Here is an 11,853-nt window from a genome sequence, read left to right on the forward strand (position 1 = left end):
TTTAATTTTATGAAGGGCAAGCCCTTGTAAATTCGATATATTTTTTCTTGATAACCTCAATAGGATATCTCTGTTTACTATTAAATACTTGTGTCATCATTTTTAAATCAGAATCATCTAAAATTAAAATACATTTTCTATGTGCAGACCATAAATCAATTACATTTCTAACGACTTTTTTAGGTGGTGGATTCCTTGTTATAATTATTCCAAAACGACCAAATTGTTCTTTTAAATACCTATTTAATTGAAGAATGTGCTCTTGTTTTACTTCTTTAACATTCTTTAGTTCCATCACGATTTGTTTACAATCGTAAGTATCATATATTTCCTTAAGAAAATCGACAGTACAATTATTGTAAAAAATTAAATCTCTAATTTGAACACCTGACTCGGTTCGACTTTGTTCTTTGGCAAAATCAAGATGTGGATATACTAAAGATGCCAAGAGTTGACAAGCATTATCTTCAAATTTTATATCTGCATTATTTGTTTTTCCTGTTGGAAGTTTGGCAATAGTTGACATTTTTCTTTTTGCAGATGTTACTGGTATCTGATTAAAAAGAGGGTCATTTTTACAGTTTTCAAACTGTTTTTCTTTTATTTCTGTATATGTTTTTACTACATCGTAATTAGAACGATTAAATGCTAAAAGTTTTACCTTATCAGGTAATTCTTGACCATCAACATATAAATTCTTTATGTAATAATTTTTGAAATAATCATCTGTGTTAATCCAAGGAATGAATCGCAACCATCTTTTTGGAACAAGTAAGATTGGTGATTTTGTAATTGGATTTACTGGAAGATAAGTTTCTTCCTCAATAAATTTATTTGCTTTAGAATCATAAAGATTAGTAAGCTGTACTTTTTCAATTGGTATTTTATATTTTTCGCATTGCTCAATTGTATAATCAACAAGAAAAGATTGAATATAATTACAAGCTATATCACTTACTCTATCTTTTGAAAAATTGTCTACAAGCAATTGAGTTTCTTCAAAATGAATAAATCCAGATTTTGAAATTTGTGGAATTGAATTAAATAGATTCGTAATCTTAGACGCCAATTTAGCTCCAATCCTTTTGCCAGTTTTAGTTTTAGAATTTCCAAATCCCACTTCATTACATTCCGATGCACGAATTATTAAATCAATAGCATCTTTTTCATTTCCTTTATTCACTAAATAGCCTAAATGATTGAAACTATTCGTTATTGAAAGATGCAAAGAATTGTCTTGCATTGATGGCGATTTCCATAATAGAAAAGGGTCAACATATAAAGGAATGTCCTCATCTAAAAAGGGAATAGCAAAATCGACCTCTTCTTGAGTGATAGGTATATTATGAAAATCAGTCAGTCTTGGTCGTATAATACTCATTTAGTTTTTAATGTTGGGTAACGGGTTTGGGTATGAGTAGTGCGGGAGGGAACTGTACTTGCCCTCTGTCTAGCATATAGCCAAATCTTGTGTTTTTTGTTTTTAAATTTTTTTACATCAAAAGCCAAATCAGAAGATTTGGCGGTCATCCCAAATATACCGAAACTTTCGATTAAACTAGAACACCCGTATTACTTATACCCGTTGTTCTACACAGTTTTTATTCGCTCACTTTCTCAACATTATTCCCTTCGCTTGAAGGTATACAACAATTACGAAAAAAACGCACAAAAATGGAATGCCTAAAAAAGTAACGAGTAAAGGCGGAAAAAACCAAAATAACCCACTCAATGCTAATAGGATTATAATCCAAGATCTGGCCCCAATTTCAGCAGCAAGAAATATATTTGATAGAACGCTAATAATTCCCAGTCCCCAGGCAATATGGAAGAAATAAACATATTCACCCGTAGAAGAATCAAATACAAAATTAAGTATTAAAAATATGTGACTTAGCGTAAAACTCGCTAGTCCTATAATTTGGGTTTTACTCATTTAAGTATTCTAAAATTTTCGACGTTTCTAAATTTGAAAGCTTAAACTGGTGAATATAGTCGTAATCATATTCCGTATTTATCGCTTTTGCATGTTCATCATTATTTTCGAGTAGTTTGTTTTCGTTTAGAACGTAATCAATAAAATATTCATTCGATGGATATTCCTCTCTTTGGACAATACCTTTAAGACTAGGACCAACCATATTTTTATAAAGTTTATGACAAGCTGCGCAGTTGGCCTTAAATAGATATTTTCCATCTTGTGCATTCTCAGATAAGTTCAACTCCGTACCACAAATTGGTTGTGGAATTTCGGTTGCACAGACCAATTCATTCTGTTTAGATTGGTTATAAACTAACGCCGCAATTCCAATTGTCGAAATGAGGAATATTGATGTAAGAAAGATTATTTTATTTACTGCAATTTTCATTTATTAGCAATGTTTTCAAAATTGTGTAGAACGGCTCCGTATATGAAAAGTAGCGCTGAAAATAAGCTGTTACTTTTCGGTTAAACACAAGCCAACTTTTTAAATTTTACTATTTATTTTTTTTATTGTAAATCGTCAAATTTAAAAATTTGTCGACTTTCCGAAAGCGCCCAAGCATTAGTGTTATCAAGGACTTGCGCTATTTTTTATATACATTGTTGCCACACGTTTTTATTCCCAATAATTTTCATAAACTCCGTGAACAAAATCTTCAACTATTTCAACATTCTGTCCGATTAAATCAGCAACTCCATCTAAAAGAAATGAGATGCGAATGAAAGAATCTTTTAAATTGTTCAAGTTGACATATTCCAATTTTTGAGTTTTATTTCCTTCTTTATCTACTGGATATCTAAATGCCATTGATATAGGGTCAAAATAGGACATTTCTTTGATTAATTCATCAGCAGCTTGGAATTGAGCGTCATTTGGATTTTGTCCAATTGCAGCATATTCTGCTTTAAATTCGCCCCATAAAAGCTTTATATCGTGATGTTTTGGAAAATCTCGTTTTTGATTTTTGCAAAAAATCAAACCTTGTGTAAGTTCTTTTAATCTTAGTTCTAGATAATGACGAATCAAAAAAATTATAGGATAAATATGGTAGTCTCTTAATTTACTATCAGCTAGAGATTGGTCAATTAAATTGAGTGCAGCTGTTTGATAACAATCCGCATAATTTCCAAATTCTTGAAATGATTTATTCATCCAAGATATTTCTTCCTTATCTCCTTCTTCAATAAAAAATTTCTGACCTTCTTCTGGGTACCTTATTTCTTCGTCTAGTAAAATCATCTTAATTATAATTGGTTTCTAGTAAGAAAGCTTAAAACATTTTGATACATTAATTCAACTTGCGTAATGTCATATTCATCATATTTCCCGTGCGCCGCACTATTACGAATGTCAAATTGAGCAGTAATTGTTTTCAAATCAAATTTGCTGTAAATATTAGCTTTTGCTAAAGAGTTGTTCAACCTATCCGCGCTCAAAGGAACTATTTTGTTTCCTTTTGTCATTGTGGTTTCTATTTTGTTTGCACTGCATAATTGTCTGAGGTGTTCTTCTAGTACACTTCCAATTACTACGGCTGCTGGGTCTTTATACCCTTGCTCAATAAGATGCTCCGCCATTTCCATAAAATCTGAAAATATTTCCGATGTTATAATACCTTTTAAAGAAGATAACCAACCATTTTCAATCTCAGATTTTATATTTTGGATAATTGAAATTCCAACTTCTATTTCTGAGGCGTAATTATCTTCAACTTCTTTTTTGAAACTTAAATAATAAGGATGCTTATCTCCATATAGATGTAAAATGAATGATAAACTTCCGGTTCTAAAACTTTGCATTTGAGCATAATCAACTTGTAAAGTTTGGTAGTCATTAGGATAAGAACTAGCTAAACAATTATCGGCAATTTCCATTAGATTGCTAATTCTCTCTAAAAGTTTTTGGTTGTAGTCCATATTTTTTTCAAATGTGTGGCAACGGTCTTGTATATGGCTCGTAGCGTGCAAATTAGCGATAACTGTTCGGTTAAGCACGAGCCGAATTTTTACATTTTTCTTATTAATTTTTTTCTCAATAAGCCAAATTTAAAAATTTGGCGACTTTCTAAATTTGCCTTAACTTCGATTAAGCAACTGACCAGCTATGAGCTATATACGTTGTTGCCATTAGTTTTTTTCCGTTCTTATTGCGGTATTATATATAACATTAAATTCTTTTCCATATTCATTTTCAGTTTTCAAATCCGCACGAATAGTATTGAAATCAGATGTTAAAATCTTTTCATATTTATATCCGCCTTTTATGTTTTTTAGTGTGTCTGGATTTATTAACACTCGTCCGTTATCATAATTGGTGCTATCAAATTTTATAGCCCAAGACTTTTCGTTTAAATTATATCCGACGAATACAATTTCGCCCGTAATTTTTGAATTCAGTTTATATTTGTTTTTATACGATGGAATATCACGAACTGAAATACTATCAAATACATATTTGGTATTAATATCCGCCACAATTTTCCGTAAACTATCATTTTCCGCTTTCAGATTTTCCAATTTAGCGATTATATTTTCGCCTTGATTTATATCTGTACAGCTAAATGTAATTAAGGTTATAAAAACAAATATTATCGTTTTCGTCATTTTTTTTTAAATTAATGGCAACGTCTCTGGTTATGATTTCGGTGGGGATTGACAGCGTTGCGTTGGCGCGTGATTATCTCGCCGTAGGCGAGGGGAAGCACATCCAATTTTTTGACTGTGCGTGCGTTTCGGAAGCGTAATGGCAAGCTGTGTGTCGAAGTCCAGTCAGATTAGTTTTAAAGTTTAAATATAAGATTAATTATTCAAGGTATGAATTCAGCCCCGCTGAATTATAACCGTTGTTGTGCTTTCGTTATTTATTTATTTCAGTTATTATTAAATCAATAATTTTATTGGTTTTTTCTCTTACACCAGTTGATTGTTCATTCGTATAAGAAGTATAACTAATTAGTTGTAAAAGGTAGTCTTCAAAATCAGGATGATATAACATATTCGTAAAATCAGAATTTTGAACTAAATTTTTCATCGTATCATAATCCTTTATTTTGCCCATAGTAATTTTTGCCCTTAATTCTTTGTCGTCTAAAAGTACCATCATCATTCTTCCTATTTGGTAATTTTCTATTAGAAATGGAATCAAGCGATTTTCGGTAAGTTCAAGAATAACTTGCTCTTCTTCACTTAACTCACTTAAAAAACTTGAATAGGCAGATATATAATTACGTAATTCTTCATTCGTCAGAATGTAAAGTTTTCCTGAATTAATAAGTTCATTACTAACGCTAAGTTCAGGGTCAAACGTTGGTCTTATTGAAATCCTAAATAAATGGGAATCAACCGAATCAACTTTTATTTCTGTGTTATTACTTTTTCTATATTCCAATAACTTAAAACAAGAATTTAAGGTTTCATTTCTCAAGTCAATCTTTTCATTTATTTGATTAAGGTTACTTTTATATTCTTTTATCAATTGAGAAAGAATTTGTTTTTCTTGTTTCCTGTCTTGTTTATTTTGATTCCAAGTATTGATTTGAAGTGCAATCAAAATTCCAATAACCACAAGAATTATTTCGCCAATCGCGTACAACAGATATTTACTGAATTTGTTTTCAATCAGCAATCTTTTTCTAATTTTTCTAAAGAATTTTATCATTGGTTAGATATTAGTTTCTTTAAAGGTATGATATAATTTTAATTGGAAGACTAAATAATGAAGCACAACGTCTCCGGTTATGATTTCGGTGGGGATGGACAGCGTTGCGTTGGCGCGTGATTAACTCGCCAAAGGCGAGGGGAAGCGCAGCCTGTTTTTTGGCTGTGCGTGCGTTTCGGAGCAATGGCAAGCTGTGTGTCGAAATCCAGTCAGATTAGTTTTAAAGTTAAATATAGTATTTTTTATCAAGCTATGATTTCAGCCCCACTGAATTATGAACCGTTGTTACCTGCTGGCTTTTTCCGATTATTATTTCTTCCAATAACAATCGAAAATAGAATTCCTAAAACCCAATAGAAAAAAAATATTAAATATCCGTGTTCTAAAATCATTTCATTAGAATCACTTTCATTGAATATCTCAAACAGCACACCAATATTTAAGGAAAGAAATGGTATGACCACTCCAAACAATAATAAATTTAAGAAGCAGCCTTTCTTCCAATTGAATTCTCTATTCCAATACTTTATCGATAGAAAAAATACAAATGCAATAATTATGTAATCAAAGTATCCTAGTATCATTTTTTAGCTTGCAGGTAACGTCTCTGGTTATGATTTCGGTGGGGATTGGCAGCTTTGCGTTGGCGCGTGATTATCTCGCGTTAGCGAGGGGAAGCGCAGCCTGTTTTTTGGCTGTGCGTGAGTTTCGGAAGCCTGGCAAGCTGTTTGTCGAAATACTTTCAGATTAGTTTAATTGTTTAAATATAAGATTATTTATTAAGCTATGATTTCAGCCCCACTGAATTATAACCGTTGTTGCCCACAGTATTTTAATCAACTACATTAACTTGAAAATCAGCTGGAATTATATATTCAATTCCGTCAAGATTCATAACTACTTCGAGCTTAACTCTATTCTCATCAACATTTTCGGGTTTAAACTCAAACTTAAATTCGCTTAGTATTTGATCTCTTAAAATCAATTCTCTTTTTTCATAGTTTTCACCAGATAATCTGTAAACATCATATTCTGGAACATAATTTTTATATCCGAAATCAACATTGATAATGTTTGTTTTATTCGCCTCGACGTGATCTTTATCTAGGTTGGCTATCAAAAAAAAAGAAGATATGTCTTTATCTTGCAATATTAGGATCGAATCTACCAATTTTGAGTTCAACTCGTTTAATTCTGAGACTGATTTTTCCAAATCAGTTATTCTGTCATTTTCGCAAGAAAAAAACGAAAATGCTATAATTATAAAAGTGAGTGTTTTTTTCATATTGTGGGCAACGTCTCCGGTTATGATTTCGGTGGGGATGGACAGCGTTGCGGTGGCTTGCGATTAACTCGCCCTTGGCGAGGGGAAGCGCAGCCTATTTTTTGGCTGTGCGTGCGTTTCGGAGCAATGGCAAGCTGTGTGTCGAAATCCAGTCAGATTAGTTTTAAGGTTTAAATATAAGATTAATTATCAAGCTATGAATTCAGCCCCACTGAATTATAACCGTTGTTGTAATACGTTATTAATTATTGAATATTAATGTTACGCCCAGCATAATTATCATGAAAATAAAAGCCCATGAACTCACCAAAACTTTCCATTCGAAAATATTGTGATCTTTCATTTTAAACGACTCCTTTTTATCAATTTTATAAATCAAATATGAAATACCTAAAACCAAACAAAAAACACCTACATAAAATGGATATTCAGCTATCACATGATTAAATTTTTCTTTCATTTAATTTGTATTCATTTCTAAGGTTTTCAAAAGTTAAATATTCAGTTTAATTTGATCTTGAATTTAAATGAATTTGTAAAGCAAAATTTTATCAAATCATTCAGATTTATCAGATTATTGAAAAATTTTCTAGTAATGTATTACAACGTCTCTGGTTATGATTTCGGTGGGGATTGGCAGCTTAGCGTTGGCGCGTGATTAACTCGCCTTTGGCGAGGGGAAGCGCAGCCCGTTTTACGGCTGTGCGTGCGTTTCGGAGTAAGGCAAGCTGTGTTTCGAAATACTTTCAGATTGGTTTTAATGTTAAATATAGTATTTTTTATCAAGCTATGATTTCAGCCCCACTGAATTATAACCGTTGTTGTGGGCAGTTTTATTTTCGCGCCTGTTCTATTGGTATAGGCTCCCAACTTTTATAGTGAGTAGACATATCGCCCTCGCCAAAGTAAAATACCGTGAACAAAGTATCATTTTTCTTTCTTGGATTTTCTATACCGACTGTTGACTTAAATTTTGGCGAGTAGAAAGTAATCGTTGTGTCGCCTCTTTGTTTATTAATCTTAACCTTAAAGTTTTCATTTTGATGCCTTAATGTAAAGTCATTTTTGTCCAAATAGAAGTAGTAATCACTATCACTCCATTTGTCTTTCCATCTGCCTCTCAACAAATAAGACAATGAGTTCTCAATTGGTATATATCTATTTCCATTTAGCAATATTAAATTTTCATTTTCGCTGTATGACAATAGAAATGATTGCTCATTCACTTGAATTTTATAATCAGTATCTTCCTTTTTTACTGAATAGGTTTTTCCATTCATTGTTGCAGAGTAATTGTCTTCAAATTTTTCTAAAAGAATGGCGTCCGCTTCTGTTTGAGCATTTATCCACAGACCTTCAAAAGATTTATCCTCGTTTTTGCAAGAAAACAAGATTGAAAAACAAATAATTACTGATAAATAAGGGATTTTTTTCATATTAAAACAATTTATTAAAAATTAGTAAATGAGAGGATTTATTTTTTTCGATATCTGAACTTTTCGAAATCTCTAATTTCTGAAATTTCAGCACATCTTTTTTCAAACATTTCTATTGTTTTTGCATCTACTTTTCCAGTAACAGGTATATTCTGTAATTTTTGAAATTTTTTGAGCGCATCGAAAAATTGTTCATTAGCATTTGAGCATTCATTTCCTGGCGTATCACAACCCTTACCTGTTTTATTCACAACACTTTCTTGATATGTATTTAGAATAGTTTTTGAATACAAGACTTCAACTTTATCATCGCCAAGCTCAAAATAACCGAATTTCATATTGCAAGAAGTCGGTACACTCCATTCTTCAAGTGTTGCCCAAGCACCACCACCGTCTTTAGTTCTTTCGTTGATACGAAAATCAGTAACTATCTGCCCCTTTTTCATAGTTTTACCCTGCTGAAAACCCATTTGTAAACCATATTCATTATCGGTCAATTCTGTAACTATCCTAGCGTTTCCAATGTATTGGTTTCTGTCTGGTCCAATTACCTTATTTGTAAGTGAATTAATTTTAGGTTCATATACACTTGCCCAAATTGTCGATTTGCTCCCTTTATCGAAATATTTTTTAAACTCGTCACTAATATAGTTAATGGGTGAGTTGCATTTAAATGAGATATCCATTTTACTATTTCCATTAACTAATTTGTAAAGAGATAATTCTGAACGATTTGTGTAGGTTTTAGAATACCTATCGACAACAATATATTCTAAATTTGGGCTTTGCCAAAATCTATCTATTGGATAACCTCTTTCCCATTTCATTAATTCAGCACCGTAACTTGTTAGTTTTCCTTGTATTTTAATACTACTGCCACTGCTTGTTTGGTACAAATAAAAATTTGGATGACTTGGATATTCATTCAAATATCTTTTAAATGCGATTTGTTTTGATTTATCGTCCAAAACTTTAAGTTGTAAATCATTCAAATCAAAATAGTAGTATTCTTTAGGTATTAGCTTGCCATTTTTTAGTCTTTGATTTCTATAAGCAATTATTTTTTCTGGTTCATACCATAAAAATCCTTGACTTCTATACCATTTCGTGTTAGCATTTGGTGTACTGCTTAAAGGATAGACCTTATTTTGTTTTCTATCATAAATTTTCTGGTCGTAGAAAATTCTATTGTTGTCAGATGAAACAGCGTGAAGGTTTGTTCCAGACAAAGTTTTTTTAATGCTACCTGACCTCAAATCAGCAATTACAATCTGATTTCTTCTTGAGGATTTATCGTGTTTGGCATATACAATTTCATCATTATCTAAAAAAAGAACTTTCCAATCAATATTAGGTTCAGTTTCAATATCCAGCACTCTGATTTTCTCAAGCTTAATGTTATATGAATGAGCTTTATTAAAGTCGTTTTGGGCAAAGACTGTACTTAAAGTTGAAAGGAATATTAAAGTAAAGAATTTGTAGATATTTATTTTCATTTGACAATGGTTTTATTATGCCTACTCCATAATTCAGTTGGCTTTTCAGCTTGTTCCCAACGTTTGTTAAAAGTCTGTAATTCAATTCAAATCAGTTTAGGGTTTTCCATAATCCAATCATCTTGATTTGCAATTCAATTATCGTTTATTTTGATTTGTATGAAAAGAAATCGTGAAAATCGACCAATTTTTAATGAAAATCACGATGCCTAAATTGCCCACAACGTCTGCGTATATGAATAGTTGCAGGTTACAGAGCTAATGGTTTCAGTTGTATAATCAATTCTCTTAAATACAGTGAATATCGAATTAAAACATACCTGCAATTATTTATCATGCGCTGTTCTGCGCAGTAATTTAGTTCATTTATTCAAATGAACAAAATTCGTAGTCACGATGACGGAATATAGCACTATACGCAGACACTGCTTGGTTTTTATATTTTATGTTTTTTATCCTCTTGATAAAAAACCTGTCAAATAGAAAATGGAAACATCAAAAAACAGCTAATTCATGAATAACGACCACTATTCTGATTATTTTAAACCCCCCGGCTTGATTTTATAAAATCAATCCGCTAAATTTATGCAAGCTTTTTAAACGTTCCCAACGTTCTGAGAGTAAAACTCTCAACGATGCTAAGCGAAAAAGCTCTCAATATAACTGATTAAAATCAGTCATATCCATAATCAGAAGGTCGTTTTTTTCAGCTTAAGGTTTTCTATAAGTTTCCAACAACAGTTCTGCGTTCCGCTCCGTAATCGTTATTGCGTAGAACGTCTCTGGTTATGATTTCGGTGGGGATGGACAGCTTTGCGTTGGCGCGTGATTATCTCGCCAAAGGCGAGGGGAAGCACAGCCTGTTTTTTGGCTGTGCGTGTGTTTCGGAAGCGCAATGGCAAGCTGTTTACCCGTTTCTTTCGGATATGAAGATAGTCAAATTTGTAAGAAAAACAATTCATTTAACCATCAGCCCCACTGAATTATAACCGTTGTTGTAGGTAGTTTTTATCCTTTATTTTCATATAAATACCATTCTGTCAATGTCAGATTAGATATCAATAATTTTTCTCCGATGTATAATTGTACAATTCCGCTTTTCTTTCCTTTTTCCGTAATAATATTCCAGTTCAGATTTGAATCAAATTCCAGAAAGTCGTGTTCATTAAATCGGTTTTCGCTGTTGCTTTTCCACCATCCGTTTCGAATTGAGTTGTTAGAAATCAAAATGATGATTTGATTAATCACAACGATTAAAACCAAAACCTTTAAACATTTAAATAATTTTTTCATTCAGATTTTGGTAATTCAATTCCAATTATTTCCGCCTCTCCAATTTTATTAGGTCCTTCGTGAATCCACCATTTTCTTCCGATATCCATATATTCATCAATAGGTTGTCTCGATAAAAATCGGACTAAAACTTCTTTAGTTTCTCCAGGCATAATCCATTCTTGCTGGTCAAATTGAATATCTCCCATATATGCATATTTGAATTGTCCATTTGTTTGGTATTCAAAAACGTGGTTTGGTCTGTATCCGCTTTTTATCCCAGTTTTTCTTCCGCCATTTTCTTTCGAAATGATTTTTAATTTTGCTTTAACGTGAATCAATTCAGGCGTTTCGTCAAGATCAAAATCAGTAATGCTATAATCAGTATATTTTCCGAAAGCGTGAGTGTCAAAAACTTTTCCATAGCCTAAATTCAGCCATCTTTTATAAATCAATTTTCCATTGAAATACAAGTAAAGTTCATTGTCGTCTTTTATTTCCTTTCGTATTATCACAGTTCGTTTAAATTACCTACAACGTCTTCGGTTATGATTTCGGTGGGGATTGACAGCGTTGCGTTGGCGCGTGATTATCTCGCCAAAGGCGAGGGGAAGCGCAGCCTGTTTTTTGGCTGTGCGTGCGTTTCGGAAGCGCAATGGCGAGCTGTTTGTCGAAGTCCAGTCAGATTAGTTTAATTGTTTAAATATAAGATAAATTATCAA

13 protein-coding genes are annotated in these 11,853 nt (G+C 32.2%); 1 reads left to right on the forward strand and 12 read right to left on the reverse strand.

Annotation, left to right across the window (positions count from 1 at the left end; genetic code table 11):
* Nucleotides 1–7: 7 nt before the first annotated feature.
* The 10 genes from ACFQO1_RS03310 to ACFQO1_RS03355 form a co-directional block, all read right to left on the reverse strand.
* The gene (locus ACFQO1_RS03310) at nt 8–1,381 is read right to left on the reverse strand and encodes a GxxExxY protein (protein ID WP_380216549.1); all 1,374 of its coding nucleotides are present in this window, start codon (nt 1,379–1,381) and stop codon (nt 8–10) included.
* Nucleotides 1,382–1,928: 547 nt separating this feature from the next.
* Nucleotides 1,929–2,369, reverse strand: a complete 441-nt coding sequence (locus ACFQO1_RS03315; protein ID WP_380216550.1) for a c-type cytochrome — start codon at nt 2,367–2,369, stop codon at nt 1,929–1,931.
* A 231-nt stretch (nt 2,370–2,600) separates the two neighbouring features.
* Nucleotides 2,601–3,224 carry a hypothetical protein gene (locus tag ACFQO1_RS03320; RefSeq protein WP_380216551.1) on the reverse strand — a complete coding sequence of 208 codons (624 nt, stop codon included), beginning with the start codon at nt 3,222–3,224 and terminating at the stop codon, nt 2,601–2,603.
* Nucleotides 3,225–3,229: 5 nt separating this feature from the next.
* Entirely contained in the window at nt 3,230–3,901 is a 672-nt protein-coding gene (locus tag ACFQO1_RS03325; protein ID WP_380216552.1) for a hypothetical protein, read from the reverse strand.
* Nucleotides 3,902–4,111: 210 nt separating this feature from the next.
* On the reverse strand, nt 4,112–4,588 hold the full coding sequence (locus ACFQO1_RS03330) for a hypothetical protein (protein ID WP_380216553.1): 477 nt from the start codon (nt 4,586–4,588) through the stop codon (nt 4,112–4,114).
* Between the two features lie 253 nt (nt 4,589–4,841).
* Nucleotides 4,842–5,642 carry a DUF6090 family protein gene (locus ACFQO1_RS03335; RefSeq protein WP_380216554.1) on the reverse strand — a complete coding sequence of 267 codons (801 nt, stop codon included), beginning with the start codon at nt 5,640–5,642 and terminating at the stop codon, nt 4,842–4,844.
* 272 nt (nt 5,643–5,914) lie between these two features.
* Nucleotides 5,915–6,226 (reverse strand): hypothetical protein, encoded by a 312-nt coding sequence (locus ACFQO1_RS03340; RefSeq protein ID WP_380216555.1) that lies wholly within the window; start codon nt 6,224–6,226, stop codon nt 5,915–5,917.
* A gap of 248 nt (nt 6,227–6,474) precedes the next feature.
* Nucleotides 6,475–6,927 carry a hypothetical protein gene (locus ACFQO1_RS03345; protein WP_380216556.1) on the reverse strand — a complete coding sequence of 151 codons (453 nt, stop codon included), beginning with the start codon at nt 6,925–6,927 and terminating at the stop codon, nt 6,475–6,477.
* Nucleotides 6,928–7,760: 833 nt separating this feature from the next.
* Nucleotides 7,761–8,363, reverse strand: a complete 603-nt coding sequence (locus ACFQO1_RS03350) for a hypothetical protein (RefSeq protein ID WP_380216557.1) — start codon at nt 8,361–8,363, stop codon at nt 7,761–7,763.
* A 38-nt stretch (nt 8,364–8,401) separates the two neighbouring features.
* Complete coding sequence (locus ACFQO1_RS03355) at nt 8,402–9,859, reverse strand: peptidoglycan-binding domain-containing protein (RefSeq protein WP_380216558.1); 1,458 nt, start codon at nt 9,857–9,859, stop codon at nt 8,402–8,404.
* Nucleotides 9,860–10,647: 788 nt separating this feature from the next.
* Here ACFQO1_RS03355 and ACFQO1_RS03360 point away from each other — a divergent pair.
* Nucleotides 10,648–10,848, forward strand: coding sequence for a hypothetical protein (locus ACFQO1_RS03360; RefSeq protein ID WP_380216559.1), 201 nt, complete (start codon nt 10,648–10,650; stop codon nt 10,846–10,848).
* Between the two features lie 19 nt (nt 10,849–10,867).
* Here the strand turns inward: ACFQO1_RS03360 and ACFQO1_RS03365 are convergent, their stop codons facing one another.
* Together ACFQO1_RS03365 and ACFQO1_RS03370 are read right to left on the reverse strand one after the other, a co-directional pair.
* A complete protein-coding gene (locus tag ACFQO1_RS03365) occupies nt 10,868–11,152 on the reverse strand; it encodes a hypothetical protein (RefSeq protein ID WP_380216560.1) in 285 nt (94 codons plus the stop codon).
* Nucleotides 11,149–11,646: an EF-Tu C-terminal domain-related protein gene (locus tag ACFQO1_RS03370; protein ID WP_380216561.1), complete on the reverse strand. Its 498-nt coding sequence runs from the start codon at nt 11,644–11,646 to the stop codon at nt 11,149–11,151. The genes ACFQO1_RS03365 and ACFQO1_RS03370 overlap by 4 nt, the downstream gene beginning before the upstream one ends.
* Nucleotides 11,647–11,853 lie beyond the last annotated feature (207 nt).

Source organism: Jejudonia soesokkakensis (assembly GCF_042664795.1).
Taxonomy (GTDB): Bacteria; Bacteroidota; Bacteroidia; order Flavobacteriales; family Flavobacteriaceae; genus Jejudonia; species Jejudonia soesokkakensis.

Excerpts from the sequence above, each read along its gene's own strand:
- ACFQO1_RS03310 (WP_380216549.1), bottom strand. The coding sequence starts at position 1,381 with ATGAGTATTATACGACCAAGACTGACTGATTTTCATAATATACCTATC.
- ACFQO1_RS03315 (WP_380216550.1), bottom strand. The coding sequence starts at position 2,369 with ATGAAAATTGCAGTAAATAAAATAATCTTTCTTACATCAATATTCCTC.
- ACFQO1_RS03320 (WP_380216551.1), bottom strand. The coding sequence starts at position 3,224 with ATGATTTTACTAGACGAAGAAATAAGGTACCCAGAAGAAGGTCAGAAA.
- ACFQO1_RS03325 (WP_380216552.1), bottom strand. The coding sequence starts at position 3,901 with ATGGACTACAACCAAAAACTTTTAGAGAGAATTAGCAATCTAATGGAA.
- ACFQO1_RS03330 (WP_380216553.1), bottom strand. The coding sequence starts at position 4,588 with ATGACGAAAACGATAATATTTGTTTTTATAACCTTAATTACATTTAGC.
- ACFQO1_RS03335 (WP_380216554.1), bottom strand. The coding sequence starts at position 5,642 with ATGATAAAATTCTTTAGAAAAATTAGAAAAAGATTGCTGATTGAAAAC.
- ACFQO1_RS03340 (WP_380216555.1), bottom strand. The coding sequence starts at position 6,226 with ATGATACTAGGATACTTTGATTACATAATTATTGCATTTGTATTTTTT.
- ACFQO1_RS03345 (WP_380216556.1), bottom strand. The coding sequence starts at position 6,927 with ATGAAAAAAACACTCACTTTTATAATTATAGCATTTTCGTTTTTTTCT.
- ACFQO1_RS03350 (WP_380216557.1), bottom strand. The coding sequence starts at position 8,363 with ATGAAAAAAATCCCTTATTTATCAGTAATTATTTGTTTTTCAATCTTG.
- ACFQO1_RS03355 (WP_380216558.1), bottom strand. The coding sequence starts at position 9,859 with ATGAAAATAAATATCTACAAATTCTTTACTTTAATATTCCTTTCAACT.
- ACFQO1_RS03360 (WP_380216559.1), top strand. The coding sequence starts at position 10,648 with ATGATTTCGGTGGGGATGGACAGCTTTGCGTTGGCGCGTGATTATCTC.
- ACFQO1_RS03365 (WP_380216560.1), bottom strand. The coding sequence starts at position 11,152 with ATGAAAAAATTATTTAAATGTTTAAAGGTTTTGGTTTTAATCGTTGTG.